The 24,558-nt window shown below is 67.9% G+C and carries 17 protein-coding genes; 9 read left to right on the top strand and 8 right to left on the bottom strand.

The genetic code is table 11. The features are described 5' to 3' along the window. Positions 1-62 precede the first annotated feature (62 nt). From xseA to ACFE7K_RS05785, 4 genes are all read left to right on the top strand, one after another. Positions 63-1,448, top strand: a complete 1,386-nt coding sequence (gene xseA, locus ACFE7K_RS05770; protein ID WP_375397220.1) for an exodeoxyribonuclease VII large subunit — start codon at positions 63-65, stop codon at positions 1,446-1,448. Positions 1,449-1,491: 43 nt separating this feature from the next. Further along, positions 1,492-1,692, top strand: a complete 201-nt coding sequence (locus ACFE7K_RS05775; RefSeq protein WP_375397221.1) for a DUF2093 domain-containing protein — start codon at positions 1,492-1,494, stop codon at positions 1,690-1,692. Continuing rightward, the gene (locus tag ACFE7K_RS05780) at positions 1,689-2,597 is read left to right on the top strand and encodes a M23 family metallopeptidase (RefSeq protein ID WP_375397222.1); all 909 of its coding nucleotides are present in this window, start codon (positions 1,689-1,691) and stop codon (positions 2,595-2,597) included. The genes ACFE7K_RS05775 and ACFE7K_RS05780 overlap by 4 nt, the downstream gene beginning before the upstream one ends. 273 nt (positions 2,598-2,870) lie before the next feature. Next, on the top strand, positions 2,871-5,912 hold the full coding sequence (locus tag ACFE7K_RS05785) for a TonB-dependent receptor plug domain-containing protein (protein WP_375397223.1): 3,042 nt from the start codon (positions 2,871-2,873) through the stop codon (positions 5,910-5,912). 79 nt (positions 5,913-5,991) lie between these two features. On the opposite strand, the gene clpB is transcribed toward ACFE7K_RS05785, so the two are convergent. Next, entirely contained in the window at positions 5,992-8,571 is a 2,580-nt protein-coding gene (clpB, locus tag ACFE7K_RS05790; RefSeq protein WP_375397224.1) for an ATP-dependent chaperone ClpB, read from the bottom strand. Positions 8,572-8,732: 161 nt separating this feature from the next. On the opposite strand from clpB, the gene ACFE7K_RS05795 reads away from it, so the two are divergent. After that, complete coding sequence (locus tag ACFE7K_RS05795) at positions 8,733-9,035, top strand: hypothetical protein (protein ID WP_375397225.1); 303 nt, start codon at positions 8,733-8,735, stop codon at positions 9,033-9,035. Here the strand turns inward: ACFE7K_RS05795 and ACFE7K_RS05800 are convergent. Both ACFE7K_RS05800 and purE read right to left on the bottom strand, forming a co-directional pair. Beyond that, complete coding sequence (locus ACFE7K_RS05800) at positions 9,028-10,113, bottom strand: 5-(carboxyamino)imidazole ribonucleotide synthase (RefSeq protein WP_375397226.1); 1,086 nt, start codon at positions 10,111-10,113, stop codon at positions 9,028-9,030. The two genes, ACFE7K_RS05795 and ACFE7K_RS05800, sit on opposite strands and share 8 nt — an antisense overlap. Further along, a complete protein-coding gene (gene purE / locus ACFE7K_RS05805) occupies positions 10,110-10,592 on the bottom strand; it encodes a 5-(carboxyamino)imidazole ribonucleotide mutase (protein ID WP_375397227.1) in 483 nt (160 codons plus the stop codon). Before purE ends, ACFE7K_RS05800 begins: the two co-directional genes overlap by 4 nt. Positions 10,593-10,786: 194 nt before the next feature. On the opposite strand from purE, the gene ACFE7K_RS05810 reads away from it, so the two are divergent. After that, a complete protein-coding gene (locus ACFE7K_RS05810; RefSeq protein WP_375397228.1) occupies positions 10,787-12,658 on the top strand; it encodes an ABC-F family ATP-binding cassette domain-containing protein in 1,872 nt (623 codons plus the stop codon). Between the two features lie 149 nt (positions 12,659-12,807). Here ACFE7K_RS05810 and ACFE7K_RS05815 read toward each other — a convergent pair whose 3' ends face one another. The 3 genes from ACFE7K_RS05815 to ACFE7K_RS05825 all read right to left on the bottom strand — a co-directional run bounded on the left by ACFE7K_RS05815 (position 12,808) and on the right by ACFE7K_RS05825 (position 15,722). Further along, positions 12,808-13,389 (bottom strand): DUF1993 family protein, encoded by a 582-nt coding sequence (locus tag ACFE7K_RS05815; protein ID WP_375397229.1) that lies wholly within the window; start codon positions 13,387-13,389, stop codon positions 12,808-12,810. Between the two features lie 123 nt (positions 13,390-13,512). Then, positions 13,513-13,986, bottom strand: coding sequence for a YaiI/YqxD family protein (locus tag ACFE7K_RS05820; RefSeq protein WP_375397230.1), 474 nt, complete (start codon positions 13,984-13,986; stop codon positions 13,513-13,515). Beyond that, positions 13,983-15,722 carry a DEAD/DEAH box helicase gene (locus ACFE7K_RS05825; protein WP_375397231.1) on the bottom strand — a complete coding sequence of 580 codons (1,740 nt, stop codon included), beginning with the start codon at positions 15,720-15,722 and terminating at the stop codon, positions 13,983-13,985. Before ACFE7K_RS05825 ends, ACFE7K_RS05820 begins: the two co-directional genes overlap by 4 nt. A 216-nt stretch (positions 15,723-15,938) precedes the next feature. Here ACFE7K_RS05825 and ACFE7K_RS05830 point away from each other — a divergent pair, with 216 nt between their 5' ends. Further along, on the top strand, positions 15,939-17,189 hold the full coding sequence (locus ACFE7K_RS05830; protein WP_375397287.1) for a dicarboxylate/amino acid:cation symporter: 1,251 nt from the start codon (positions 15,939-15,941) through the stop codon (positions 17,187-17,189). A 78-nt stretch (positions 17,190-17,267) separates the two neighbouring features. Here ACFE7K_RS05830 and ACFE7K_RS05835 read toward each other — a convergent pair whose 3' ends face one another. Continuing rightward, entirely contained in the window at positions 17,268-20,303 is a 3,036-nt protein-coding gene (locus ACFE7K_RS05835) for a TonB-dependent receptor domain-containing protein (protein WP_375397232.1), read from the bottom strand. Between the two features lie 251 nt (positions 20,304-20,554). Between ACFE7K_RS05835 and ACFE7K_RS05840 the strand changes: the two genes are divergently transcribed. Continuing rightward, positions 20,555-22,093, top strand: a complete 1,539-nt coding sequence (locus ACFE7K_RS05840; RefSeq protein ID WP_375397233.1) for a permease — start codon at positions 20,555-20,557, stop codon at positions 22,091-22,093. Beyond that, a complete protein-coding gene (locus ACFE7K_RS05845) occupies positions 22,090-23,121 on the top strand; it encodes a serine hydrolase domain-containing protein (RefSeq protein ID WP_375397234.1) in 1,032 nt (343 codons plus the stop codon). Before ACFE7K_RS05840 ends, ACFE7K_RS05845 begins: the two co-directional genes overlap by 4 nt. Here the strand turns inward: ACFE7K_RS05845 and dacB are convergent. Beyond that, positions 23,118-24,557, bottom strand: coding sequence for a D-alanyl-D-alanine carboxypeptidase/D-alanyl-D-alanine-endopeptidase (dacB, locus tag ACFE7K_RS05850; protein ID WP_375397235.1), 1,440 nt, complete (start codon positions 24,555-24,557; stop codon positions 23,118-23,120). The genes ACFE7K_RS05845 and dacB overlap by 4 nt on opposite strands. Position 24,558: the final 1 nt, after the last annotated feature.

A 24,558-nucleotide genomic window follows, 5' to 3' on the forward strand; every position in this document is an offset into this window, starting at 1 on the left:
CACTTCCCCCGAACTGTTACGACACCTAGAGCTACAATCGAGCGTAGCACGGAGTCCAGCCGATGATCGACGACCGGCTTATTGCCGTTCCCGCGCCCGGGAACCTTATTGCCGTTCCCGTGCCCGGGAACAATGCCCCGGCGGAAACCGTGGGGGCGTTGTCGAACCGGCTGAAGCGCATGGTCGAGGGCGAATTCGGCCATGTCCGGCTGCGCGGCGAGATTTCGGGGTACAAGCGCGCCGCGTCGGGCCACGCCTATCTCTGCCTGAAGGACGACCAGGCGGTGATCGACGCGGTGATGTGGAAGGGGCAGGCGGCCGCCCTCCCGTTTGCGCCACAGGACGGGATCGAGGTGATCGCGACCGGGCGCCTCACGACCTATCCGGGACGATCGAAATACCAGATCGTCATCGACCGCCTGGAACTGGCCGGCGAAGGCGCGCTGATGGCGCTGCTCGAACGGCTGAAGGCGCAATTGGGCGCAGAGGGGCTGTTCGACGCCGCGCGCAAGAAACCGCTGCCGTTCCTGCCGCGCGTGATCGGCGTGGTGACGTCGCCGACCGGCGCGGTGATCCGCGATATCCTCCACCGCCTCGCCGATCGCTGCCCGACCCGGGTCATCGTCTGGCCGGTCAAGGTCCAGGGCGAGGGATCGGCCGCGGAGATCGCCGCGGCGGTCGGCGGGTTCGACGCGCTTGCCGCCGACGGCCCGGTGCCGCGTCCCGATCTGGTGATCGTCGCGCGCGGCGGCGGCTCGATCGAGGATCTGTGGTCGTTCAATGACGAGCGCGTCGTGCGCGCGATCGCCGCCTGCTCGATCCCGCTGATCTCGGCGGTGGGGCATGAGACCGACACGACGCTGAGCGACCATGCTGCCGACCTTCGCGCGCCGACCCCGACCGCCGCCGCCGAGCTGGCGGTGCCGGTGCTGGCCGACCTGCGCCTGGGTGTCGCCGCGCTGGGCCAGCGTAGCGAGCGCTGCGCGCGCCGCCATGTCGAGCGCGGGCGCGAGCGCACCGCTGCGCTCGCCCGAATGCTGCCGCGGCACGACGCGCTGCTCGGGCCGCAGCGCCAGCGCGCCGACGATGCAGGCCAGCGGCTGGATCGCGGGCTGGAACGGCGGATCGCGCGCGCGCGCGCCGGGCTCGACCTGACTGCTGGCGGCCTGCGCCCGGCGATGCTCGACCAGCGGCTGCGCGCGGCGCGCGACCGGCTGGCGGCGCAATGGCAATTGGTCGAGGCGCTCAATCCCGGCCATGTCCTCGATCGCGGCTATGCCTGGGTCGGCGCGCGGCCGGGCGGCGGGGTGCTGACGTCGGCCGATGCCGCGCGCCGTGCCGGGGCGCTGGTGCTCCATTTCGGGGACGGCCAGGTCGACGCGCGGGTTGAGCAAGCCGGCGGCAAATCCTATGGTCGCACCAAGACGGAACAGCCGACGCTGTTCTGACCGACCCGGACAGGCGGGCGGTACGATCCGCAGGGGCGCGACCATGCTGATGTCCACTACCGACCGCCCGGCGCGCCTGCGCTACATGGCCAATGGCTTTCGCGTGCTGTCCCCGGGCGGGCATGTCTCCTGCGCGGTATCGGGCGTGCAGATCCCGATCGACGAGCTGCGTTATTGGAGCGTCGCGCGGCAGGAGCCCTATGCTGGCGCGGCCGAAGCGCTCGAGGCCGAGCGGCGGGCATGAACCGGTTGCGCCGCTGGCTTGGCGGGGGGGTGGCGCTGGTGATCCTGGGCAGCTGCGTCGCGCCGTCGCCGCCGGCAGGGCCGGCCGCCGCGCCCGAGCCAGGCCCTGCACCAACCCCGTCGATGCCGCCGCGCCCCGCCGACTTCGTCCTGGCCGGCAGCCTGATTCAGGGCGGCATCGTGATCGGCACCGCGCCCGCCGGCGCCGTCGCGCTGACCCTGGACGGCGCGGCGGTCCCGATCGCCGGCGACGGCCGCTTCCTGATCGGGTTCGACCGCGATGCGGCGCCTTCGGCGCAACTGACGGCGGTACTGGACGGCGGCCGGCGGATCACGCGCGCGCTGGCCGTGGCGCCGCGCGCCTGGAACATCTCGCGGCTGGGCAGCCTGCCCAAATACCCCGTACCGTTGCCGCAGTTCGAACGCCTGCGCCCCGCCGAGCTCGCCGCGATCGCCGCCGCGCGCCGCATCGCGACCGACGCCGCCGGGTGGCGCCAGCCGTTGCTGTGGCCCGCCACAGGACGGATATCGACGCTGTTCGGGGCTCAGCGCATCTATCGCAACGACGAGGCGGGATCCTATCATTCCGGGATCGACATCGCGGTGCCGACCGGCACCCCGGTGCGGGCGCCCGCAGACGGTGTCGTCGTGCTGGCCTCCGACCGTCCGTTCCTGCTGGAGGGAAACCTGCTGATGATCGACCACGGCATGGGGCTGGGCAGCGCGTTCATGCACCTGTCGCGGATCGTCGTGACGGTGGGCGCGGGGGTGACCCGCGGCGAGGTGATCGCCTATTCCGGGGCAACCGGCCGCGTGACCGGACCGCACCTTCACTGGGGCCTCAGATGGCGCAACGCAAAGGTTGATCCGTTGCTGGTCGCGGGCGCGATGCCGGCCGCGCGATGACGCGGACCATGGCGTATGACTGCCTTCTGAGCTGCGACAAACTAGTCTAAGTGGCGATTGTTGCGCAACAATAACGTATATGTGTCATTTGGGATACAGGGCCCGAAATCCTTGGGCCAAACATGAATACCAGCTTTACAGTCTCCGGGGCCTCCGCCATCCATCCCGCTCATACCTCCGGGGCAGCTCGTTCGCGCTCCATGAACGAGGTGCGGCAACGCTCCTGTGGACGCGTCGATCAGACAGCGGCAGGCCAAGAAGGGATACACATTGGTGACCAACTCCACCCGATTCGCGCAGAAGGCCCTCCTGCTCGCCACCGCAACGCCGCTGGTGCTCGCTTTCGCCACGCCTGCCTTCGCGCAGGACCTGCAGCCGACGCCGGTGCCGGCGCCCACCGGCGCGCAGGGCGACACGAAGGCCGCCTCGACAGAGGATCCCACGGCGCAGGATCAGGGCGGCGACATCGTCGTCACCGGCACGCTGTTCAAGTCGAGGGAGGCGACCCCGTCGCCCGTTACGACGGTCTCGACCGACGAGCTCGACCGCCGCGGCATCTCGACCATTCAGGACGGCCTTCAGGCACTTGCGTCCAACAACGGTCCTGCGCTGACCAACAACTTCACCGCCAACGGCGCATTCGCGAGCGGCGCTTCGGCGATCTCGCTGCGCGGTCTATCGACCAACTCGACGCTCGTGCTGTTCGATGGTCTTCGCGCCGCTTATTATCCGTTGGCCGATGACGGTACGCGCAACTTCGTCGACCTGAACAACATCCCCGACGATATCGTCGATCGGGTCGAGGTGCTGCGCGACGGCGCGTCCGCGAGCTACGGCGCCGACGCGATTGCGGGCGTGGTCAACATCATCACCAAGCGCCAGGTGAAGGGCGTCATGGGCCGCGCCGAAAGCGGCGTGTCGCAATATGGCGACGGCCAGCAATATCGGCTGTCGCTGACCGCCGGCGTCGGCGACCTCGATGAGCAAGGCTATAACGCCTACATCAGCGGCTATTACATCAAGCAGGAAGGCATCAGGGCCTCTGCCCGGGCGTTCCCGTTCAACACCGCCGATTATCGTGCGCTTGGCGGCCCCAACGGTGTGATCAACGGCGTTACCCCGGCCGGTACTTTTGCGCTGAGCACCGGCGGCAATTTCGAGGTCCGTCCGGCAACGCTGACCAACGCGACCACCCCGGTCGCGGTCGCCGGCACCCGTTACCAGAATTTGAACAGCGACTGCGGCATCGGCACGCCCTATACGTTGACCGACGCTCAGTTCGCCGCGGCTGCCACCGCGCCGCGCACGGTCTGCCAGTTCGATCGTCGCAACCTTTACGGCAACATCACGTCTCCGATCGATCGGTTCGGCTTGTCGGCTCGGGTGACCGCGAAGGTGACCGATTCGATCGAGGCATATGGCGAGTTCAACTTCACCCAGTCGAACACCTTCTTCACCGCGCGTGCGCCGGCCACTTTCCGTGGTGCTGCGCCGACCGGCATCAACTATCCTCAGTTCGACACGTCGACGAATTCCGCGCTCCGTGCGCCGGGTTCGTTCAACCTGTACCTGCCGGTCTTCGTCTGCGCCGCCCGCGTTAATTGCGCCACGGCCGCTGATCGCCGATTTAACCCGAACAACCCGTTTGCCGCCGCCGGTAACGTCGCGTTGCTGATCGGTACCGACAACAGCTTCGGCACGATCCCGACCAATTCGACCCGGTCGCGGTCCTACCGGGCCGCATTCGGGGTCAGCGGGGATATCACCGATCGCATCGCCTTTGACGTCAGCGGTACGCTGATGCACATCGATCTGCGCCAGACCTATACCGGCTATGTCTACATCCAGCACCTGCTGGACGTGATCAACGACGGCACCTATAACTTCATCAATCCGTCGGCGACGACCGCCGCTGTGCGGAATTATCTGACGCCAACGAAGATCAACAACGATACGTCGGACCAGTATCAGCTCCAGGGCTCGTTGCGCGGTCGACTGGTCGATCTGCCGGGTGGTCCGCTGGAGCTGGCGGTCGGCTTGTCGGAGCGGTACGAAGCGGTCGACTCACCGTCGGCGAACGATGACTTCAACGGCCCGACGCAGCGCTACTTCACGCTCAACGCGTTCGGCACCAAGGGTCATCGGTTCATCTTCTCGGCCTTCGGCGAGTTGAATGCACCGATCGTCACGGCGTTGACCGTCAATCTGTCCGGCCGCTACGACAAATATTCCAGCGGTCAGGACGCCTTCTCGCCGAAGGCGGGCATCGTCTTCAAGCCGTTCCGTCAGCTGACCCTGCGCGGTACCTATTCGCGCGGCTTCCGCATTCCGTCGTTCGGCGAGTCCAACGCCCTGCCGACCACGGGCTATGTCAACAACAACGCCGCGCTATTCACCGATGCGTACCTGGCACAGTATGGCTGCACCAAGGCTACCTATTCCACTGCGTGCCCGGCTTATATCAACGCAACCAGCAGCTATGGTCAGACCACGCTGGCGAGCCCGAACCTCAAGCCGGAAAAGTCGCGCAGCTTCACGGCGGGTATCCTGGTCGAGCCGATCCGGAATGTCTCGTTCACCGTCGACTATTACAACATCAAGAAGACCGGTGCGATTGCGAGCCCGGATCTGGCGGCCGCGGCGGCCGCCTATTATGCGGGAGCCGCCATTCCGGCCGGGATCAACGTCGTTCCCGATTCGCCCGATCCCAACAACCCGCTGGCCAAGCCGCGTGTCGCCTTCGTCCAGGCGCCGTACATCAACGCGGACTCGATCAGGTCTGAAGGCATCGACTTCGCGGTCAATGCGGACTTCAATATCACCTCGGGCGTCAAGCTTAACACGTCGCTCGAGGCCAGCTACATCCTCCTCCTCTCGACGACGGTGAACGGGGTCGAGCAGCGTTTCGACGGTACGCTGGGGCCGCAGTCGCCGACGGCGGGTTCGGGAACGCCCAAGTGGCGTGGCAACTGGCTGGCCACGGTCGATTTCGGCGGTTTCACGATCAGCAACACGGTCAATTATGTCAGCGGCTACGACAAGTCGGCGACTGACGCTGGTACCTTGTACATGGATTGCGGTCTCAACACGAGCTACACGACTTGCCACACCAAGTCGTACCTGACCGACGACATCCAGCTGGCCTATCGCGTCACGGACAAGTTCACTTTCTACGTGAACGTGAACAACATCGCGAACCGTCTGCCGCCGTTCGATCCGGCCGCCAGCTATGGCATCACCGGCTTCAACCTTGTCCAGGCCGGCAATGGGTTCAATGGCCGTTACTTCAAGGCCGGTGCGAAGTTCGGCTTCTAGTCAGAAGCCTGCACGACAAGATCGGGGCGGCTCCCTACGGAGCCGCCCTTTTTGTTTGCCTGTGACCTTACCTTGCGTGTCAGCCGACACTTAGCTCCAGCTGCCCATCGCCCTCGTCCACCGCGACCGTCTGGCCGTCGCGGACGTCGCCGCGCAGGATCAGGTCGGCAAGCGGGTCCTGCAGATGGCGTTGCACCGCGCGTTTCAGCGGGCGGGCGCCATATACCGGATCGTAGCCGACGCGGCCCAGCCAGTCGCGCGCGGCGGAGGTCAGGTCGATCGCGATCTTGCGGTCGCGCAGCAGTTTCGCGACGCGCGCCACCTGGATGTCGACGATCGGCGCCATCTCGCTCTGGCCGAGGCGATGGAACAGCACGATCTCGTCGAGCCGGTTGAGGAACTCCGGGCGGAAATGCTCGCGGACGATCTCCATCACCTGCGGCTCGACCGCCGCGACATCCTCGCCATCGGCCAGGCTCGTCAGGAATTGCGAGCCGAGGTTGCTGGTCAGCACGATGATCGTGTTGGTGAAGTCGACCGTGCGCCCCTGGCCGTCGGTCAGCCGCCCGTCGTCGAGTACCTGGAGCAGCACGTTGAAGACGTCGCCATGTGCCTTCTCTACCTCGTCGAACAACACGACCTGATACGGCCGCCGCCGCACCGCCTCGGTCAGAACGCCGCCCTCCTCATACCCGACATAGCCCGGGGGCGCGCCGATCAGCCGCGCGACTGAATGCTTCTCCATGAACTCGCTCATGTCGATCCGGACCATTGCCGACGCGTCGTCGAACAGGAACTCGGCGAGCGCCTTGGTCAGCTCGGTCTTGCCGACGCCGGTCGGCCCCAGGAACAGGAACGAGCCGAGCGGCCGGTTGGGATCCTGCAACCCGGCGCGGGCGCGGCGCACCGCGGTCGACACCGCGCGTACCGCCTCGGCCTGGCCGATCACACGCCTGCCGAGCTGCTCTTCCATCTGCAGCAATTTGGCGCGCTCGCCCTCCAGCATGCGGTCGACCGGAATGCCGGTCCAGCGGCTGACGACGCCCGCAATATCCTCGGCGGTCACTTCCTCGCGCAGCATCGCGCCCGCGGTCGCGCCCGCCGCATCGCCCAGCTGTCTTTCGAGCGCCGGGATGGTGCCGTATGACAGCTCGCCCGCCCTGGCGAGGTCGCCCGAACGCTGCGCCTGGTCGAGCGCGATACGCGCGGTGTCCAGCTGCTCCTTCAACTTGGCCTCGGCGCCGATCTTTTCCTTTTCCGCGTGCCAGCGCGTCGTCAGCTCGCCCGATCGTTGCTCCAGATTGGCAAGATCGCTCTCCAGCGTCGCCAGCCTTTCCTTCGACGCCGCGTCGGGCTCCCGCTTCAACGCCTCGCGCTCGATCTTGAGCTGGATGATGCGGCGGTCGAGAGTCTCGATCTCTTCGGGCTTGGATTCGACCTCCATGCGGATCCGAGATGCCGCCTCGTCCATCAGGTCGATCGCCTTGTCCGGCAGGAAGCGATCGGTGATGTAGCGGTTCGACAGCGTCGCCGCGGCAACCAACGAGGCGTCGGTGATCCGCACTTTATGATGCAGTTCGTATTTTTCCTTGAGTCCGCGCAGGATCGAGATCGTGTCCGCGACGGTGGGCTCGCCGACGAATACGGGCTGGAAACGCCGCTGCAGCGCCGGGTCCTTTTCGACATATTTGCGATATTCGTCGAGCGTCGTCGCCCCGACGCAATGCAGCTCGCCACGCGCCAGCGCCGGCTTGAGCAAATTGGACGCGTCCATCGCGCCGTCGGTCTTGCCCGCGCCGATCAGCTGATGCATCTCGTCGATGAACAGGATGATGTCGCCGTCCGCCGCCTTGACTTCGTCCAGCACGCCTTTCAGCCGCTCCTCGAACTCGCCGCGATATTTGGCGCCGGCGATCAGGCTGCCCAGGTCGAGCGCCATCAGCCGCCGGTCTTTCAGCGTATCGGGCACGTCGCCATTGGCGATGCGGATCGCCAGACCCTCGGCGATCGCGGTCTTGCCCACCCCGGGCTCGCCGATCAGCGCGGGATTGTTCTTCGTACGGCGCGCGAGGATCTGGATGGTGCGGCGGATTTCCTCGTCGCGGCCGATCACTGGGTCCAGCTTGCCGGCGCGCGCCACCTCGGTCAGGTCGCGCGCGAACTTCTTGAGCGCGTCATATCGGTCCTCGGCGCCGGCGGTATCGGCGGTACGGCCGCCGCGCAGCTGGTTGATCGCGGCATTGATCTTGTCCGCGGTCGCGCCGGCCGCCTGGAGCGCCCGGCCGGCGGGGGTGTTCAGGCTGAGCGCGAGCGCAACGAGCAACCGCTCGACCGTGACATAGCTGTCGCCGGCCTTTTGCGCGATCTGCTCGGCCTGATCGAGCACGCGCACGGTGTCGTTGCCCAGGCCCGGCGTCGCCTGCGCGCCCGATCCGCTGACCGCGGGGATTTTCGCCAGCGCCATGTCGGTCTCGGTCGTCGCGCGCCCGGCGTCCCCCCCCGCCGCCTTGATCAGCCCCGCGGCCATGCCCTGCTCGTCCTCCAGCAGCGCCTTCAACAGATGTTCGGGCGCAATCTGCTGATGGCTCATGCGGATCGCGACGGTCTGCGCCGATTGAAGGAAGCCCTTGGCGCGATCGGTAAACTTTTCGAGATTCATTTGGATGTCCTGTCAGCCTCCGCGATCACCTAGTGTTGCAATTGTACAACACAAGGGTAGTCTCACGAGAAATTGGCCACGGGATGCTCGCTTGACAAGCGCCGGCCTCCCACCGACGGAATTGTGGGCCCGCCGCGCCTTCCGGCGGACGCGGAGGACCTATGCCGGGCATTGACGGAACCTATGACACGGTCACGAAGACGCCGTTGGGCGACCAGAAGGCGGTTCTGACGGTAAAGAGCAAGGTCGGCGGCTGGACCGGTAGCCAGTCGGGGGCAATGGGATCGGTCGACATCCCCGACGGCTCGGTCGACGGCAACATCATCAAATGGGCGATCCGGGTGACCACCCCGATGCCGATGACCTTGTCCTGCGAGGCGACGGTCGACGTCGACACGATCACCGGCACGGTGACCGCCGGGGTGCTGGGCAGCTTTCCGATGACCGGCACGCGGGTCAGCTGATCTCGTCCTTTCGGGCGAGCCGTGTCACGTGCCCCATCTTGCGTCCGGGGCGGGCATCGCCCTTGCCATAGAGGTGGAGGTGCGCGCCGGGTTCGGCGAGGATGTCGGCCCAGCGATCGCCGGCGGCGCCGACCAGATTCTCCATCTCGACTTGCGGTGCGGTCGGCGCGGTGTCGCCCAGCGGCAGGCCGCAGATCGCGCGTACGTGGTTCTCGAATTGCGAGGTCACCGCGCCTTCGATTGTCCAATGTCCCGAATTGTGGACCCGGGGCGCCATTTCGTTGAATATCGGGCCGTCTTCGGTAGCGAAAAATTCGCACGCCAGCACGCCGACATAGCCCAGCATGTCGGCGATCCGCCCGGCGAGCGCGGCGGCCTCACCCCAATGCCGCGCGATCTCGATCGGCGCGGGCAGGGACGACCGCGCCAGGATGCCGTCGACATGTCGGTTCCAGGGCGGCGGGTAGCTGACCATCGCACCATCCTCGCGGCGGACCAGCAGGATCGAGAATTCATGGCTGAAATCGATTAGTTGTTCGACAATCGCCGGGCGCTCGCCGATCGCGTGCCACGCCGCCCCGACCTGATCGGCCGCCATGATCCGCATCTGGCCCTTGCCGTCATAGCCCAGCCGCAGCGTCTTCAGGATCGCCGGCGTGCCGATCGCCGCGATCGCGGCGTCGAGTTCGGCGCGCGTCTCGACTCGTCTCCAGGGCGCCGCGCGTGCGCCCAGCGCCTCGACAAAGCTCTTTTCCGCCGACCGGTCCTGCGCAATGGCCAGCGCGGCCGGGGCGGGGTGGACCGGCACGCGCGTCGCCAGATAGTCGATCGGATCGATCGCGATATTCTCGAATTCATAGGTGACGACGTCGCACCGCGCGGCCATCTCGTCGAGGACGATGCGGCTGTGATAATCGGCGCGGGTGAAGCTTGACGCGGTCTGCGCCGCGACGCTCTCGGCATCGGGGGCAAGGATGTGCGTGTGATAGCCCAGTGCCGCCGCCGCCGAGGCGAGCATCCGCCCGAGCTGGCCGCCGCCCAGGATGCCGATCGTCGCGCCGGGCGGCAGCGTCTTCATGCCGGGACGGTGGCGACGCCGTCGGTCTGCGCCGCGCGCCACCCCTTCAGCCGCTCGGCCAGCGCGTCGTCGCCGATCGCCAGGATCGCGGCGGCGAGCAAGCCGGCGTTGATCGCGCCGGGCTTGCCGATCGCCAGCGTCCCCACCGGCACGCCGGCCGGCATCTGGACAATCGAATAGAGGCTGTCGACGCCGGCCAGCGCCTTGCTCTCGATCGGCACGCCCAGCACGGGCAAATGGGTCAGCGCCGCCGCCATCCCCGGCAAATGGGCGGCACCCCCGGCGCCCGCGATGATTACCTTCAGCCCGCGATCGGCGGCGCCCGCCGCATAGTCGTACAGCCGTTGTGGCGTGCGGTGCGCGCTGACCACCCGCGTTTCCTGCGCAACGCCCAGGTCGTCGAGCGCGGCGGCGGCATGACGCATCGTGTCCCAATCGGACCGCGATCCCATGATGATCCCGACCAGCGCGTGCGTCATCGTGCGGACGTAGCGAGCAGCGTCGACAAGGGCAACCGCCGGCCGGGGCAGGCCGGCAAATCGCGAGCCGGTACGGTGGCGTCGCCCCCTTGGGAAATGCCCGGCGCAATGCTAAAGGTCGTCTGAAAAAGCGTTCAGGGCGCACCAAGATCGCTCTTCCCGCAAGTTCCCACGGACTCCAAGCGCCGCATCACATGCTCAACATGACCGACATCACCGTGCGTCTGGGGGGGCGCACGATCCTGGATAATGCGACCGCGAAGTTGCCGCCGCGTAGCCGTGTCGGGCTGATCGGCCGCAACGGCGCGGGCAAGACGACGCTGGTGCGCGTGATCGCCGGGATGCTGGAGCCCGATACCGGCAGCGCCGACATGCCGCGCGGTAGCCGGCTCGGCTATATCGCGCAGGAGGCGCCCGCTGGGCAGGCGACGCCGTTCGAGACCGTGCTCGCCGCCGATATCGAGCGTGCCGCACTGCTGGCGGAGGCCGAGCACAGCCACGATCCCGACCGGCTCGGCGAGCTGCACGAGCGGCTGAACGCGATCGACGCGCATGCCGCGCCGTCGCGCGCGGCGCGGATCCTGATCGGGCTTGGTTTCGACGAAGACGCGCAGCACCGCCCGCTCGACGGCTTTTCGGGCGGCTGGCGGATGCGCGTGGCGCTCGCGGCATTGCTGTTCTCGGCGCCCGACGTGCTGCTGCTCGACGAGCCGTCCAACCACCTCGACCTTGAGGCGGTGCTGTGGCTGGAGGACTTCCTGCGCACCTATCCGGCGACGATAGTGCTGGTCAGCCACGAACGCGACTTCCTCAACAACGTCGTCGACCACATCCTGCATCTGTCGGGCGGCAAGCTGACACTCTATCCGGGCGGCTATGATTCGTTTGAGCGCCAGCGTGCCGAGCGCCAGGCGCAGCTGGCGTCGGCCAAGGCCAGGCAGATGGCCGAGCGCGAGAAGCTCAAGGAGTATATCGCGCGCAACTCGGCGCGCGCCTCGACCGCCAAGCAGGCGCAGAGCCGGCAGAAGGCGCTGGCGCGGATGCAGCCGATCGCCGAACTGGTCGACGATCCCTCGCTGACCTTCGACTTCCCCGATCCCGACGAACTGCGCCCGCCGCTGATCACGCTCGACCTGGCGAGCGTCGGCTACGGCGCGACGCCGATCCTCAGCCGGCTGAACCTCAGGCTCGATCCCGACGACCGCATCGCGCTCCTGGGCCGCAACGGCAACGGCAAGACGACGCTGGCGCGGCTGCTCGCGGCGCAGTTGAAGCCGATGGACGGCGCGATGGCGGCATCGGGCAAGATGCGCGTCGGCTATTTCACGCAATATCAGGTCGAGGAGCTCGACCGCGACGAGACCCCGCTCCAGCACATGACCTTGCTGATGAAGGGCGCCAGCCAGTCGGCGGTACGCGGGCAATTGGGGCGCTTCGGCTTTTCGGGCGACAAGGCGACGACCAGGGTCGGCAAATTGTCGGGTGGCGAGCGCGCGCGGCTGGCGCTGGCGCTGATCACCCGCGATGCGCCGCACATGCTGATCCTCGACGAGCCGACCAACCACCTCGACGTCGACGCGCGCGAGGCATTGATCCAGGCGCTCAACGCCTATTCCGGCGCGGTGGTGATCGTCAGCCACGACCGTCACATGCTGGAGATGACTGCCGACCGCCTGGTGCTGGTCGACGCCGGCACCGCGAAGGATTTCGACGGCACCCTGGACGATTACATCAGGTTCGTCCTGACCAAGGACGATAACGTCGCGGCCAGGGGCGGCAGCAAGGCGGACCGCAAGGAGGCGCGGCGCGCCGCCGCCGAAGCGCGCGAAAAGGGCAATGTCTTGAGAAAGCGCGCGCAGGAGGCTGAACGGGCGTTGGCGAAACTCAACGAGCAGAAGAGCGCCGTCGACCGCGCGATGTTCGATCCGTCGAACGCCGACGCCGCGCTTGCGAAACTGACGATGTCCGACCTGATGAAACGCCGCGCCGAAATCGCGGGACAGATCGACGCGACCGAGGCGGCATGGCTGGAGATGAGCGAGGCGCTGGAGCGGCTGGCGGCTTAGTGACTGTTTGAAAACGCGCTGAGGGCGCGTTTTGCGGTACCGGCCCGCTCCCCCACCCGGCCTCCCAATCAGAATACGCTGTGGGAGGCCGGGTGGGGGAGCGGGCCGGCACCGTATCGAAACTCGCTCTTTTGCGAGTTTCAACGGACTTAGCGCGGGTTGTGACCGCTCGAAGGCATGGTGCCCGGGCGCAAGTAAGCAAACATATGGGCAACATAGTCAGCCTTGCCGAGTTCCACTCCCCCGCCACGCAAGATTGCGTAAGCGATCATCAGGTGGAAGTAGAATTGAGGCAGTGCCCAGTCGCGAGCATATTGTTCCGCCGTGAGATCGAAGACCATGCCCATGGGAAGGCTGTGCGCGATCGCTCTTTCCGGGTCTTCATCGAACGCTTCCGCAGCAGCCGATTCGACGAGCGAGATGGTTTCTGCAATTCTGGCCTGCGCGTCGGCGATTGATCCGGGATGCCCCCCTGCATTCCGCCCCTCGTCAAGCAGAACATCCATCGATGCGGGAAAAGCCTCTCCCTTCAGCCGGAACACGCCTTCCTGGGCCTGGACGCAAGCAAACCGGATCTGCGTGGACAGCGGAAACATGTCGGGGGCGAGACGCGCGGAAAGAAGTGCTTCCGCCGCGCCGTCCGGCAATTGGGCCTGGGCCTTGCCAAGCCAACCTGACAACGCTTTCAGCATCTGCACATAGGTCGGGACAAGAATGTCCGTCAGCGTCACGTTGGTCTCTCTTTCCGGAAGGAAGCTGGGCGTATGCTTCCCGTATACATGGCCCGATAGGCTTTACCGGGCGTCGACGCCATAGCTGCGACGGCGGCCCGATCATCCGGCCGGGACCAGCGATCATCCCCGTCGCTTCAGCGCCACCACCGCCCTGTCCAGCGCCTGCAAGAACCGTGAGCGATCCGCCTTGGCAAATGGCGCGGGGCCGCCGAGCTGGTCGCCGCCGGCGCGCAGGTCGGCCATGATCGCGCGGGTGGCAACGGCGCCGCCGATCGAGCTGGTGGTGAATGGCTTGCCGGTCGGCGACAGCACGGCCGCCCCGGATTTCAGGCAATTGTCGGCAAGGAGGATGTCGGCGGTAATCACGACGCAGCACGCGTCGGCGGCGGCCGCGATCCAGTCGTCGGCGGCGTCGAAGCCATCGCTCACCACCTGGCGCGATACCAGCGGATGGACGGGCACGCGCAGATGGCTGTTGCTGACGATCGTCACCGGCACCGCATGACGCCAGGCGACCTTGTAGACCTCGTCCTTGACCGGGCAGGCATCGGCATCGACCAGGATGCGCGGCTCGTTCGCCGAGGGCGCGGTCACCGCCCGCGCGGCGCCTTGCGGAACGGCTTGGCCTGGTGACGCGGCGAGCGGGGCGGGCCGTTGCCCGGCGCGGCGCGGTGGAGCGTGGTGCGCCGTGGAGCGGCCGCAGCCCCGTTCCCGGGCCCGGGGCCGCTTTCCGCGGGCTCGATGCGGATCCCGTTCTCGTCCTCGCCCTCGGCATTGGCGGAACGCGCCACCGCCGCCTGGAACCTGTCCGCGACCGCGCGCGGCACCTGGAACAGCGTCTCGTCGGGGCCGATGCGGATCGCGCCGATTTCGTCCTTGGTAATGTGCCCGCGCCGGCACAGCAGCGGCAGGACCCAGCGCGGATCGGCATTCTGGCGGCGGCCGATGTCCATGCGGAACCAGATGATGTCGTCGAAGCCGGGCCGGTGGCGCTCGGTCGGCATGGTGCGGCGTGCCTCGGGGCTCGCGTCCAGCAAATCCTCCGGCTGGGGCATTGCCGCGCGATGGGCATGGACCAGGGCGGCGGCGATATCGATCGGCGTCTTCTCGGCCAGCAGCCGTTCCGCCAGCGCGCGGTCGTCGTCGTCGACCTCGACCGGCTGGAGCAGCTTGGCGAGCAGGCGCTCGCGATCATTGGCGCGGATCGCGTCCGGGGTCGGTGCATCGATCCATTCGGCGGCGATCCGGGCGCCCTTCAGCATCGCCTCGACCCGGCGGCGGCGCGGATAGGGGACGATCAGCACCGCTACGCCCTTCTTGCCCGCGCGGCCGGTGCGTCCCGAGCGATGCTGCAACGTTTCGGCGTCGCGCGGCAACTCGACATGCACGACCAGGCTCAGCGTCGGAAGGTCGATGCCGCGCGCGGCGACATCGGTCGCGACGCAGACGCGCGCGCGGCGATCGCGCAACGCCTGGAGCGCATGGTTGCGCTCGCCTTGCGAATGCTCGCCCGACAGGGCGACCGCGGCAAACCCGCGATCGACCAGGCTGGCATGGAGGTGGCGGACATTGTCGCGCGTCGCACAGAACAGCATCGCCGTCTCCGCCTCGTGCAGCCGCAACAGGTTGATCACGACATGCTCGATGTCCGACGGTGACACCGCGACCGCCCGATAGCTGATGTCGCCATGCCCGCGATCCTCGCCGACGGTCGATAGGCGCAGCGCGTCGCGCTGATAGCGGCGGGCCAGCGCGACGATCGGCTTGGGTATCGTCGCGGAGAACAGCAATGTGCGGCGTGCGGCCGGGGTGCCGTCGAGGATCTGCTCGAGATCCTCGCGAAATCCCATGTCGAGCATCTCGTCGGCCTCGTCGAGGATCGCGACGCGCAATGCCGAGAGGTCGAGCGCCCCGCGCTCGAGATGGTCGCGCAGCCGCCCCGGCGTACCCACCGCGACATGCGCGCCCTGGGCCAGCGCACGGCGCTCCTTCGATGCGTCCATCCCGCCGACGCACGTGGCGATCCGCGCGCCCATCCCGGCATAGAGCCAGCCGAGCTCGCGGCTGACCTGGAGCGCGAGTTCGCGGGTCGGCGCGATGATCAGCGCCAGGGGCGTGCGCGGCTGGGGCAGCTGGCCGCCCTCGATCAGCTGCGCGGCCATGGCCAGGCCGAACGCGACGGTCTTGCCCGAGCCGGTCTGCGCCGAGACGATCAGGTCGCGGCCGATCGCGTCGGGCTCGAGCACGGCGGCCTGGACCGGGGTCGGGGCGGCATAGCCACGCGCGGTGAGCGCCGCGGCCAGCGGCGGCGGAAGGGTGGAGAACGGCATGAGAATTCCAGGTTGGGCGCGCCGGAACGACGGGCGGGCGCTATTGTTGCGGTCCCCATGCCACAAAATGCGCTGTTTGGCGAGGGCATCCGTGCCGCCCGGCGGAGGGCGATGGAGGCTGGCGGTCGCCGTGTCGGTGCCATAGGCTGGCGCGATGATATTCCTGGGTGCCCGATCCGCGCTTGCCGCCCGCGCTCGCCGCCGGGGCATCGGCCGATAGTCGCGGTGCGCGCCTGGTTCGCGGTGCCGCTGTGGCGGCGTGTGCTCGGCGGGCTTGCGCTGGGGCTGGCGCTCGGTTTCCTGTTGCCTGGCGCCGCACCGTATGTGGCGTTCCTGGGCGACCTGTTCGTTCGCGCGATCCGCATGCTGGTGGCGCCGATCGTCCTGGTGACGATCGCCGCCGGCATTACCACGCTGGCCGATCCCAAGCGGCTGGGCAGCCTGGGCGGGCGGACGATCGCCCTGTTCGCCACGACCACCTTCCTCGCGGTCGCAATCGGCATGACGGTGGCGAGCGTCATCCGACCGGGCATCGGCGCGCCGCTGGGGACGGCGGCGGCGCATCCGCTGGGGCCGGCGGTCACACCCTATGACCAGCTGGTCGGCATCGTCCCGCTCAACATCGTCGACGCGCTGGCTAAAGGCGACATGCTCGCCTTGATCTTCGTCGCGATCCTGGTCGGCGTCGGCACCGTGATCGCGGGCGAGCCGGGCAAGCCGGTCGCCACCCTGCTCCAGTCGCTGTCAGCGGTACTGCTCCGGATCGTCGGCATCGTCATGGAGGCGACGCCGTTCGGTGTGTTCGCGCTGATCGCCAACGCAATTGCCGCGAATGGGGCGGCGGTGTTCGTCAATGTCGGCTGGCTCGCATTGGCGGTGGTCGTCGGATCGCTGCTCCAGATCGCGATCGTCCACAGCGTGCTGTTGCGCGTCGCCGCGCGGTTGCCGCTGCTGCCGTTCTTCCGCGGGATCGTCGATGCGTTGGTCGTGGCCTTCTCGACGGCATCGAGTTCGGCGACGTTACCCGTGGCGATGCGCGTCGCCGGCGACAATCTGGGGATCGGGCGCCCGGTCTATTCGACCGTGCTGCCGCTCGGCGCGTCGATCGGCAAGGACGGCACCGCAATGTATGTCGGGCTGCTCAGCCTGTTCGCGCTGCAGGCGTTCGGGGTCGCGATGAGCCCCCAGGTGTATGCGACGGTGCTGCTGACCGGGGCGCTCGCCGCGTTCGGCACCGCGCCGGTGCCGTCGGCGTCCTTGTTCATGCTGGCGGCGGTGCTGTCGGCGGTCGGCATCGCGCCCGACCAGACGGCGCTGGTGGTCGGCTTCGTCCTGCCGTTCGACCGATTGCTCGACATGACCCGCACCGTGCCGAGCGCCAGCGCCAATCTGGCGGTGGCGACAACGGTGGCACAATGGGAGGGTGAGCTGGACGAAGCCGCCTATCGCTCGGTGCGGGACACGTAAGGGTCCGCGTCCTTAGCATCTGTTTGGAAACGTGCTGAGCACCGAAACTCGCTCTTCGGCGAGTTTCCAGACGGACTCCTAGAACTTCACCTCCGCCGATATGGTGAACGACCGCCCGCGCGGGTCGGCGACGCGCGGTTCCCACGAACTGCCGGAGCCGGTGTTGGAATCGTACGTGATCGCGAACGGCGGGTCGGTGTTGAAGACGTTCTTCACACCCGCGACCAGCGTCATGCCCTCGGCGATCCGCTGCGAAATCGTCGCGTTGTAGATGATGTACGACTTGACGCGCGGGTTGTAATCGGGGCGCACCACGGTGCCGTTGGCGATGCCGGGCAGCGCCTGGTTGGCATAGCCGTCGCGATAGATTTGCGAAAAGCTCAGCCCGAAACCGTCTCGTTCATACGACACGAACGCATTGTGCTTCCACTTGAGCCCCAGGTCGCCGGCCAGGCTGAACACGCCGCGCAGGTTGGTATAAGGCAAATTGGGCAGCAGCTTTTCGCGCTTGGCAAGCAGCAGGGTGCCGTCGAACCCCGCGGAGAACACGCCGCCCAAAGCATCGACATTGCCGCGCGCGGAGAAATCGATGCCGCGCGTCCGGCGTGATCCGAAGTTGCCGGTGCGCAGGTCGACGAGGGTGATGATGCCGTTCGTGCGGGTGATCCGTTCGGGGAACGCGGCGATGTTGGCGAACAGCTGCGGAATGGTGATCGTGCCGATCACGTTGTCGACCGCGATCGACCAGTAATCGGCCGACAGGCTGAAGCGGCGCGACACCTGGAGCACCCCGCCGAAACTATATTGTTTCGACTTTTCGGGCCCGACCGTCAGATTGCCGCCGCTCAGCGAATCGGGGGTGATCGCGGCACAGCCCGCGACCGCCGGATTGACCGCGCCGCCGGGGCAGGTGGTCGGGTCTACCAAGGTATTGCCCGGGTTTGGCGATTGCGTGACGCCGTTGAATATCTGATTGAAGGTCGGCACCCGAAAACCGGTATTGTACGACCCGCGGAACAATAGCCAGTCGACCGGCTGGAATTTGGCGGTGACCTTTGGATTGAAGGTAGAGCCGAAGCCGGTATAATCGTCGACCCGGCCCGCGACGCTGATTTCAAGCGGCTTGAAGATCGGGAACAGGATTTCGCCAAAGGCTGCCTTGACGTCGCGTGTCACCTTGCTCAGCGCATTGATATTGTCGAACGCGACGTTGAAGATGTCGGGTGACGAGATGGCGCCTGCCGATGACCCGTCGAACTTGTAGCTTTCGCGCCGATAATCCACCCCGAGCGCCACGCGCACCGTGCCGCCGGGCAGGCTGAACAGGCCGCCCGACACCGACGCGTCGAACTGGCGCACCTCGTATTTGCCGCCATAGAGCTTTACCCCGCGCGCCGAGATTGCGTCGAGCGCGGCAAGCGCCTGGGGTGTCTGCGTCAGCGAGAACGGGTTGATGATGCCGCTGTTGAACAGGCCGACGATGCCGGGCGCGCTGGCGCCGGGTGCGGTCGGCGCGCGCGGGTCGGCACCGCCCGCCACCGCGCCGGCGATACCCGAAGCTGCGGCGGCCGCGGCGCTCGCGAAGGTGCCGCGATATTGATAGCCCGAGCCGAGCACCGAGCTGGCGGTGCTGCTGGCATAGGACGCGCCCGCATTATAATCCCAGCCCGCGAACAACGGTCCGTCGACGCCCAGCGCGGCACGGAACGTCTTCGTGTCGGTCTGGTACTCGCGCGGGCCACAGGCAATGCAGCGGTACCGGAAGGCGATCGGCTTGCCGTAATTGCCGGCGATTGCGGGCAAGGTTGCAACCAGGCGGGAATAAACGTCGTTATACGTCGTCGCGGTCAGCGCGTTGAGCGGATAGGCGATCGGCAGCGTGGTGTTGTTGGCGCTGTATTGGTTGTTCGAGAAGATCTTGCTCGACTTGGCGTCCGATCCCGTGACCTCAAGATAGATTTCGTGCCGTCCGCCGATCCGCGCCGTGGCGCGGCCATAATAGGTCAGCGTATCGATCGGTTGTTGCAGCGTGGCCGCCCGGCCGGTGTCCCATGAACAGGCAAGCGCGGCGGTGGGCGTCGCCCACAGCGCCGAATCGTAATTCATCCCGCCATCGACCGAATCGCAGCCTGCTCCGCCGGGCAGCCGCAGGTAATTTACGCCGCCCGAGGCCGGAATCGTGGTTCCGGGAATGAAGAAGCCGGGATTGGCGGCGAGCGACGTCGCACCGGTCGTGCCGCCGAGCAGCGTGCCGGTCTGAGTGATACCGACGCCGGCGGCGGTCGGGTTGATCGGAAAGGCGGTGGCGATCGGCGTGCCGCGCGTGTCGATCGACAGCCCGCGCCTGGGCTGGTTGCCGTTTACGAAGTCGCGATCCTGGCCGAACAGCGCCCCGTTCCAGCTCTTGCTGACCGCGCCCATCAAGTTGAAGCCCTGTTCGTCGAGCTTGCCGAACCCGACCGTGCCCGACAGGCGATAGATCGGACTGTCGCCCTCCTGCGTGATGTCGGTGAAGCCGTTGAGGTCGATGCCGGTAAAGTTGGTTTTGGTGATGAAGTTGATCACGCCGCCGATCGCGTCGGTGCCGTAGATCGCCGACGCGCCGTCCTTGAGGATCTCGATGCGGTCGATCGCGGCAAACGGGATCTGGTTCACGTCGACCGCCGATCCTTGCAACCCGTGCGCGGCGACCCGGCGGCCGTTGAGCAGGACCAGCGTCGACGCGCTGCCCTGGCCGCGCAGGTTCGCCGCCGACAGTCCGTTGGTGCCGCGCGCCGCACCGCTGACCACGTCGGAATTCGATGCAAGATTGTCGGCGCCGTTGCCGTTGCTCGCCAGGAACGAGATCAGTTGTTCGGGATTGCTTATGCCCTCGCGGCTGAGATCGCGGGTGGTGATGATCTGCAGCGGCAGCGCGCTGTTGTTCGGATCCTGCTTGATGCGCGATCCGGTTACCAGAATGTCGCCGGTGCCGTCACCCCGGTTGGCGGGATCGGCGCTGATCGGCGTCGCCGCGCCGGTCGGCGTTGCGGCCGGCGGCGTGGTCTGGTCGTCGGTCGACGCGGTCTGGGCGTGCGCCACGCCCGGCGCCACGGCAATGAACGCGGCGAGCATGCTCGCCGATGCCAGCAACGACTTTACCCCTGATCCGCGCATGTATTCAGCCCCCCAAAGTCGCGCTCCCCCGGCGCGACGCGGCATCATAAGAGACACTTTTGTTGCATCCCGCCATCGATTCTTTGACGTGGCACGACGACGTTGCAGCGCGCGGCGGTCGATCGGCGGCCAAGCGTTGCGCCGGTGCAACAGTGCTGCCATTGACGCCGGCCGCCATCGGCGACAGCTTGGCCGGCGAGGGAGTCCCGATGTCATCGGTCGTATTGCCACAGCCCGTCGCGAGCGCCGAGCCGGCGGCGCCGGCGGCGGTGCGCACCGGCGTTTCGCGCATGGCGCTCTATGTCCTGCTCGGCTTTTCGGCGGGGCTGCCCTTCTACATGTTCTCGACCGTGCTGTCGGCACGGCTGAAGGAGCACGGCGTCGCGCTGGCGGTGATCGGTTTCTTCGCCTGGGTGCAATTGCTGCCGACCTTCAAGTTCCTCTGGGCGCCGTTGCTCGACCGCTATGACGTCCCCGGATTCGGGCGGTTCTGGGGAAAAAGGCGCGGGTGGATCATGCTCGCGCAGCTTGGCATCTTCACCTCGATGCTGGCGATGACGGTCACCGCATCGGACGGCAGCCTGGCGGTCACCGCCTTGTTCGCGGTGTTGCTGGCGTTCTGGACCACCACGCTGGAAATCGCCGCCGATGCCTGGCGGATCGAGCTGGCGCCGACCCCGGAGGAGCAGGGCCCGATCGCTGCGGCGAACCTGTGGGGCTATCGCACCGCGATGGTCGCGGCCGGCAGTGGCGCGCTGCTGGTCGCAGATATTCCCCAATGGGGATGGACGGGGGCCTATCTGCTGATCGCGGCGGCGGCGTTCGTGCCGTTCCCGATCCTGGCCGGCATGCGCCCCGATCCTGGGCATGCGGGCGGCCGCTGGACCGCATTGGCCACCGGGCTGATCGCCGGCGCCATCATCCTGGGCGTCGCGGCGCTGGCGACCGCGGTAATCGGCTGGCTGGTCCTGAACGCGGCGGCCGGGGCCGGGATCAGCGCGGACACCAACGTCACGCCGTGGGTCCTGGTGATCTCGATGCTGCCCTTCCTGATCATGGCGGTGGCGCTGCCCAGGATCCGCGCGGCGCGCGCCACCGACCCGATCCGGGCGTCGGCGGCGATCGGGCCCTATGTCGACTTCTTCTGGCGCTACGGCTTCATGGCGATCATGCTGTTGAGCTTCGTATCGGTCTATCGGATGGGCGACGTGCTGGCTCTCAATCTGTCCAAGCCGATGATCCTGGGCCTGGGCTATACCAAGAGCGAGATCGGGCGCGCCGACGGCCTGGTCGCGCTGGCGTCCAGCGTGGTCGGGGTCGGGCTGGGCGGCTGGATGGTGACGCGCTGGCGGTCGGGCGTGACGCTCAGCATCGGCGCGGTGTTCGCGGCGATCGGCAATTTCGGTTTCGTCTGGCTGGCGCATATGCCGCGCGACGAGCTGACGCTCTATGTCGCGACCGGCCTCGACCAGTTCGGCAACGGCATGGCGGGCGCGGTGTTCGTGGTCTATCTGTCGATGCTGGTTAACCCCAGATATCCGGGCGCGCAATATGCCTTTCTATCTGGCTTCGCGTTCCTGCTGTCGCGGCTGCTGTCGGGTGCGGGCGGGACGATGGTCAGCCAGCTCGACCGGGTGGGGCTCAACGGGTTCGACATCTTCTTCCTGGCCTCGGGCGTGATCAGTCTTGCCGCATTGCTCTTCCTGCCGGTGCTGGCCGGGGTCAAGCCGCGGCCGGACGACGCGTGATCGACATCGACGCCGCGTTCGCGCCCGCCGCCGCGGCGGTCGCCGGCGGGCTGGTGCCTGGCGCGACCCTGGGAATGGTGACGGCCGGCGGCGAGCGGGCGGTGCGCCTGGCGGGGCACGCGGCGGTGGTGCCCGCGCCCGACATGCTGACCGCGGATCACTGGTTCGACCTCGCCTCGCTGACCAAGGTCATCGCCACGACGCCGATGATCCTGGCGCTCGCCGGGCAGGGCCGGATCGACCTCGACCGTCCGCTGACCGACGCGATCCCCGATCTGCGCCAATATGACGTCGCCGGCGCGGTCGAGCGCACGCTGACCTTCCGCGCGTGCCTGGCGCACGCCACGCCGCTGCCCGCGGTCGAGCCGATCTATACCCATGGCGACGATCCGGCCCGGCTGCGCGCCTTCGTCCTCCAGCGCGAATGGCGGCTGGGGCCGGCAGTCTATTCGGACATCAACTTCATCCTGCTCGGCATCGCGATCGAGCGGCTGACCGGCGCGCCGCTGTCGGCCTGGCCGCTGGGCGAGGGCCTGGGCTACGGCCCGCCGCCGGGAGCGCCGGCGGTGGCGACCGAATACTGCCCCTGGCGCGGGCGCATCCTGAAGGGCGAGGTGCATGACGAGAATGCCGCCGCGCTGGGCGGCGAGGCCGGCCATGCCGGATTGTTCGGCACCATCGCGGGCGTGCTCGACTTCGCCCGGGGGCTGCTGGACGGCAGCGGCGCGTCACCCGCGATCCTGGCGGCGATCCGCGAACGCGCCAACGGCAACCGCACCTGCGGCTGGGACGCAGCGCATTCCGGCTGGCCCGGCGGCGATGCGTGTTCGGTGGACACGATCGGCCATACCGGCTTTACCGGCACGGGGCTGTGGGTCGATTTCGGGCGTGGCGTGGCGTGGGCGCTGCTCACCAACCGTGTCCATCCGACGCGGCACGGCGGTGCGGCGGCCTCGATCTTCGCGCTGCGGCCAGCAACGGGCGATGCGGTAGCGGCGTCGATCCGGCGCGCGGGGTCTGCACCCTAACTTCCCTCCGCCACCGCCAGTAACGCCGCGTACATCGTCTGCGTCGCCCCCGCATCGCCCGGCACGTCGTTGGCGTAGAGCGCGAAAGTCAGCGTGCGGCCGCTTTTCGCGACCATGTACCCCGCCAGCGCGTTGGTCGCGTTGAGCGTACCGGTCTTGGCGAACAGCCTGCCGTCGAGCGCGGTGCCCCTGAACGCCCGGCCAATCGCGCCGTCCACGCCCCCGACCGGCAGGCTCGCGCGCCATCGCGCGCCCCAGGGCTGGCGTGCGATCCAGCCGAGCAGGGTGACCATCGCGCGGGGCGAAACGCGGTTATAGCTCGACATGCCCGATCCGTCGGACAGGTCGACCCCCGCCGCCGGCACCCCCGCTTGCGCCAGCATGCCGCGTATCGCGACCAGCCCGTCGGCGATCGATCCGCTGCCCGCCGCCAGTCCGATGCGCCGCAGCAGCAATTCGGCGTGGAGGTTCTGGCTGACCTTGTTGATCGTCACGATGTCGGCGGCGATCGGCGGCGGGGTCAGCGTCGCCAGCGCGATCGCGCGCTTCGGCCGCGCGACCGGCGCCGAGCCCCGCGTCGCCGGATCGTCGGCCGCGGTCGGCGGGCGGTGGCGCACGCCGATCGCGCCGGTCACGCGCACGCCCCGCGCGCGCAGCATCGCCGCCAGCCGCCACGCCGCATAGCGCGCCGGGTCGTCGATCCCCATCCGCAGCCGCACCGGCCCGTCGCCCGCCGCGACAATGCCCGTCAGCCGCACGGCATAGGCGTTGGGCGCGCGGTCGAAGCCCAACGCGCTCTTGCCCGTCGCGGTCGTCGTCAGGCGATTGTCGATCGTGTAGTAAGCGGGCGCCGCCACCGTCGGCGCTGTCCCCGCCGCCCCCGGGATAACCGTCACCGCCAGTTCATTGTCGTCCAGGGTCAGCGCCGAGATGCCGGTGCCCGACCGCGTCGGGATGTTGTTCCAGCTCATGCCGGGGCTCCAGCGCTCGTCGGGGAACAGGCTGTCGTCGCCGATCACGTCGCCGACGATGCGCGCCCGGGCGGCGACGGCATCTGCCAAGGTCGCCAGGCAATCGACCGCGCAATCGTCGGCGCTCGACAGCCGCGCGTCGCCATGGCCCGCCAGCACCACGTCGCGCCCCTCCAGCCGGACCGAGGCGCCGCCCGTCGTGTCGGGCTCGTCGAGCCCGGTCAGCGTGGCGAACGCCGCGGCAGTGGTGAAGATCTTGGTGTTGGACGCGGGGATGAAGCGCTGATCGGGCAGGATCGCCACGATGTCGCGCTGGTCGGCATCGGCAACGACCAGCCCGAACCGTGTGCCGGGACTGGCCGCGGCGAGCCGCCCGGCAATCCGCGCCGCCAGGTCGCCGTCCCCCGCCGCGCCCGGCAGGATGGCAAACAGGGCAAGCAGCGTGGCGGCGCGGTGGAAGTTCATG

The organism is uncultured Sphingomonas sp. (genome assembly GCF_964244265.1).
In the GTDB taxonomy this organism is placed as follows: domain Bacteria; phylum Pseudomonadota; class Alphaproteobacteria; order Sphingomonadales; family Sphingomonadaceae; genus Sphingomonas.

Bases quoted from the DNA above. Each gene is read 5' to 3' on its own strand.
- ACFE7K_RS05780 (WP_375397222.1), top strand. From the start codon at position 1,689: ATGAACCGGTTGCGCCGCTGGCTTGGCGGGGGGGTGGCGCTGGTGATC.
- ACFE7K_RS05840 (WP_375397233.1), top strand. From the start codon at position 20,555: ATGTCATCGGTCGTATTGCCACAGCCCGTCGCGAGCGCCGAGCCGGCG.
- clpB (WP_375397224.1), bottom strand. From the start codon at position 8,571: ATGAATCTCGAAAAGTTTACCGATCGCGCCAAGGGCTTCCTTCAATCG.
- ACFE7K_RS05775 (WP_375397221.1), top strand. From the start codon at position 1,492: ATGCTGATGTCCACTACCGACCGCCCGGCGCGCCTGCGCTACATGGCC.
- purE (WP_375397227.1), bottom strand. From the start codon at position 10,592: ATGACGCACGCGCTGGTCGGGATCATCATGGGATCGCGGTCCGATTGG.
- ACFE7K_RS05795 (WP_375397225.1), top strand. From the start codon at position 8,733: ATGCCGGGCATTGACGGAACCTATGACACGGTCACGAAGACGCCGTTG.
- xseA (WP_375397220.1), top strand. From the start codon at position 63: ATGATCGACGACCGGCTTATTGCCGTTCCCGCGCCCGGGAACCTTATT.
- ACFE7K_RS05810 (WP_375397228.1), top strand. From the start codon at position 10,787: ATGCTCAACATGACCGACATCACCGTGCGTCTGGGGGGGCGCACGATC.
- ACFE7K_RS05825 (WP_375397231.1), bottom strand. From the start codon at position 15,722: ATGCCGTTCTCCACCCTTCCGCCGCCGCTGGCCGCGGCGCTCACCGCG.
- dacB (WP_375397235.1), bottom strand. From the start codon at position 24,557: ATGAACTTCCACCGCGCCGCCACGCTGCTTGCCCTGTTTGCCATCCTG.
- ACFE7K_RS05800 (WP_375397226.1), bottom strand. From the start codon at position 10,113: ATGAAGACGCTGCCGCCCGGCGCGACGATCGGCATCCTGGGCGGCGGC.
- ACFE7K_RS05835 (WP_375397232.1), bottom strand. From the start codon at position 20,303: ATGCTCGCCGCGTTCATTGCCGTGGCGCCGGGCGTGGCGCACGCCCAG.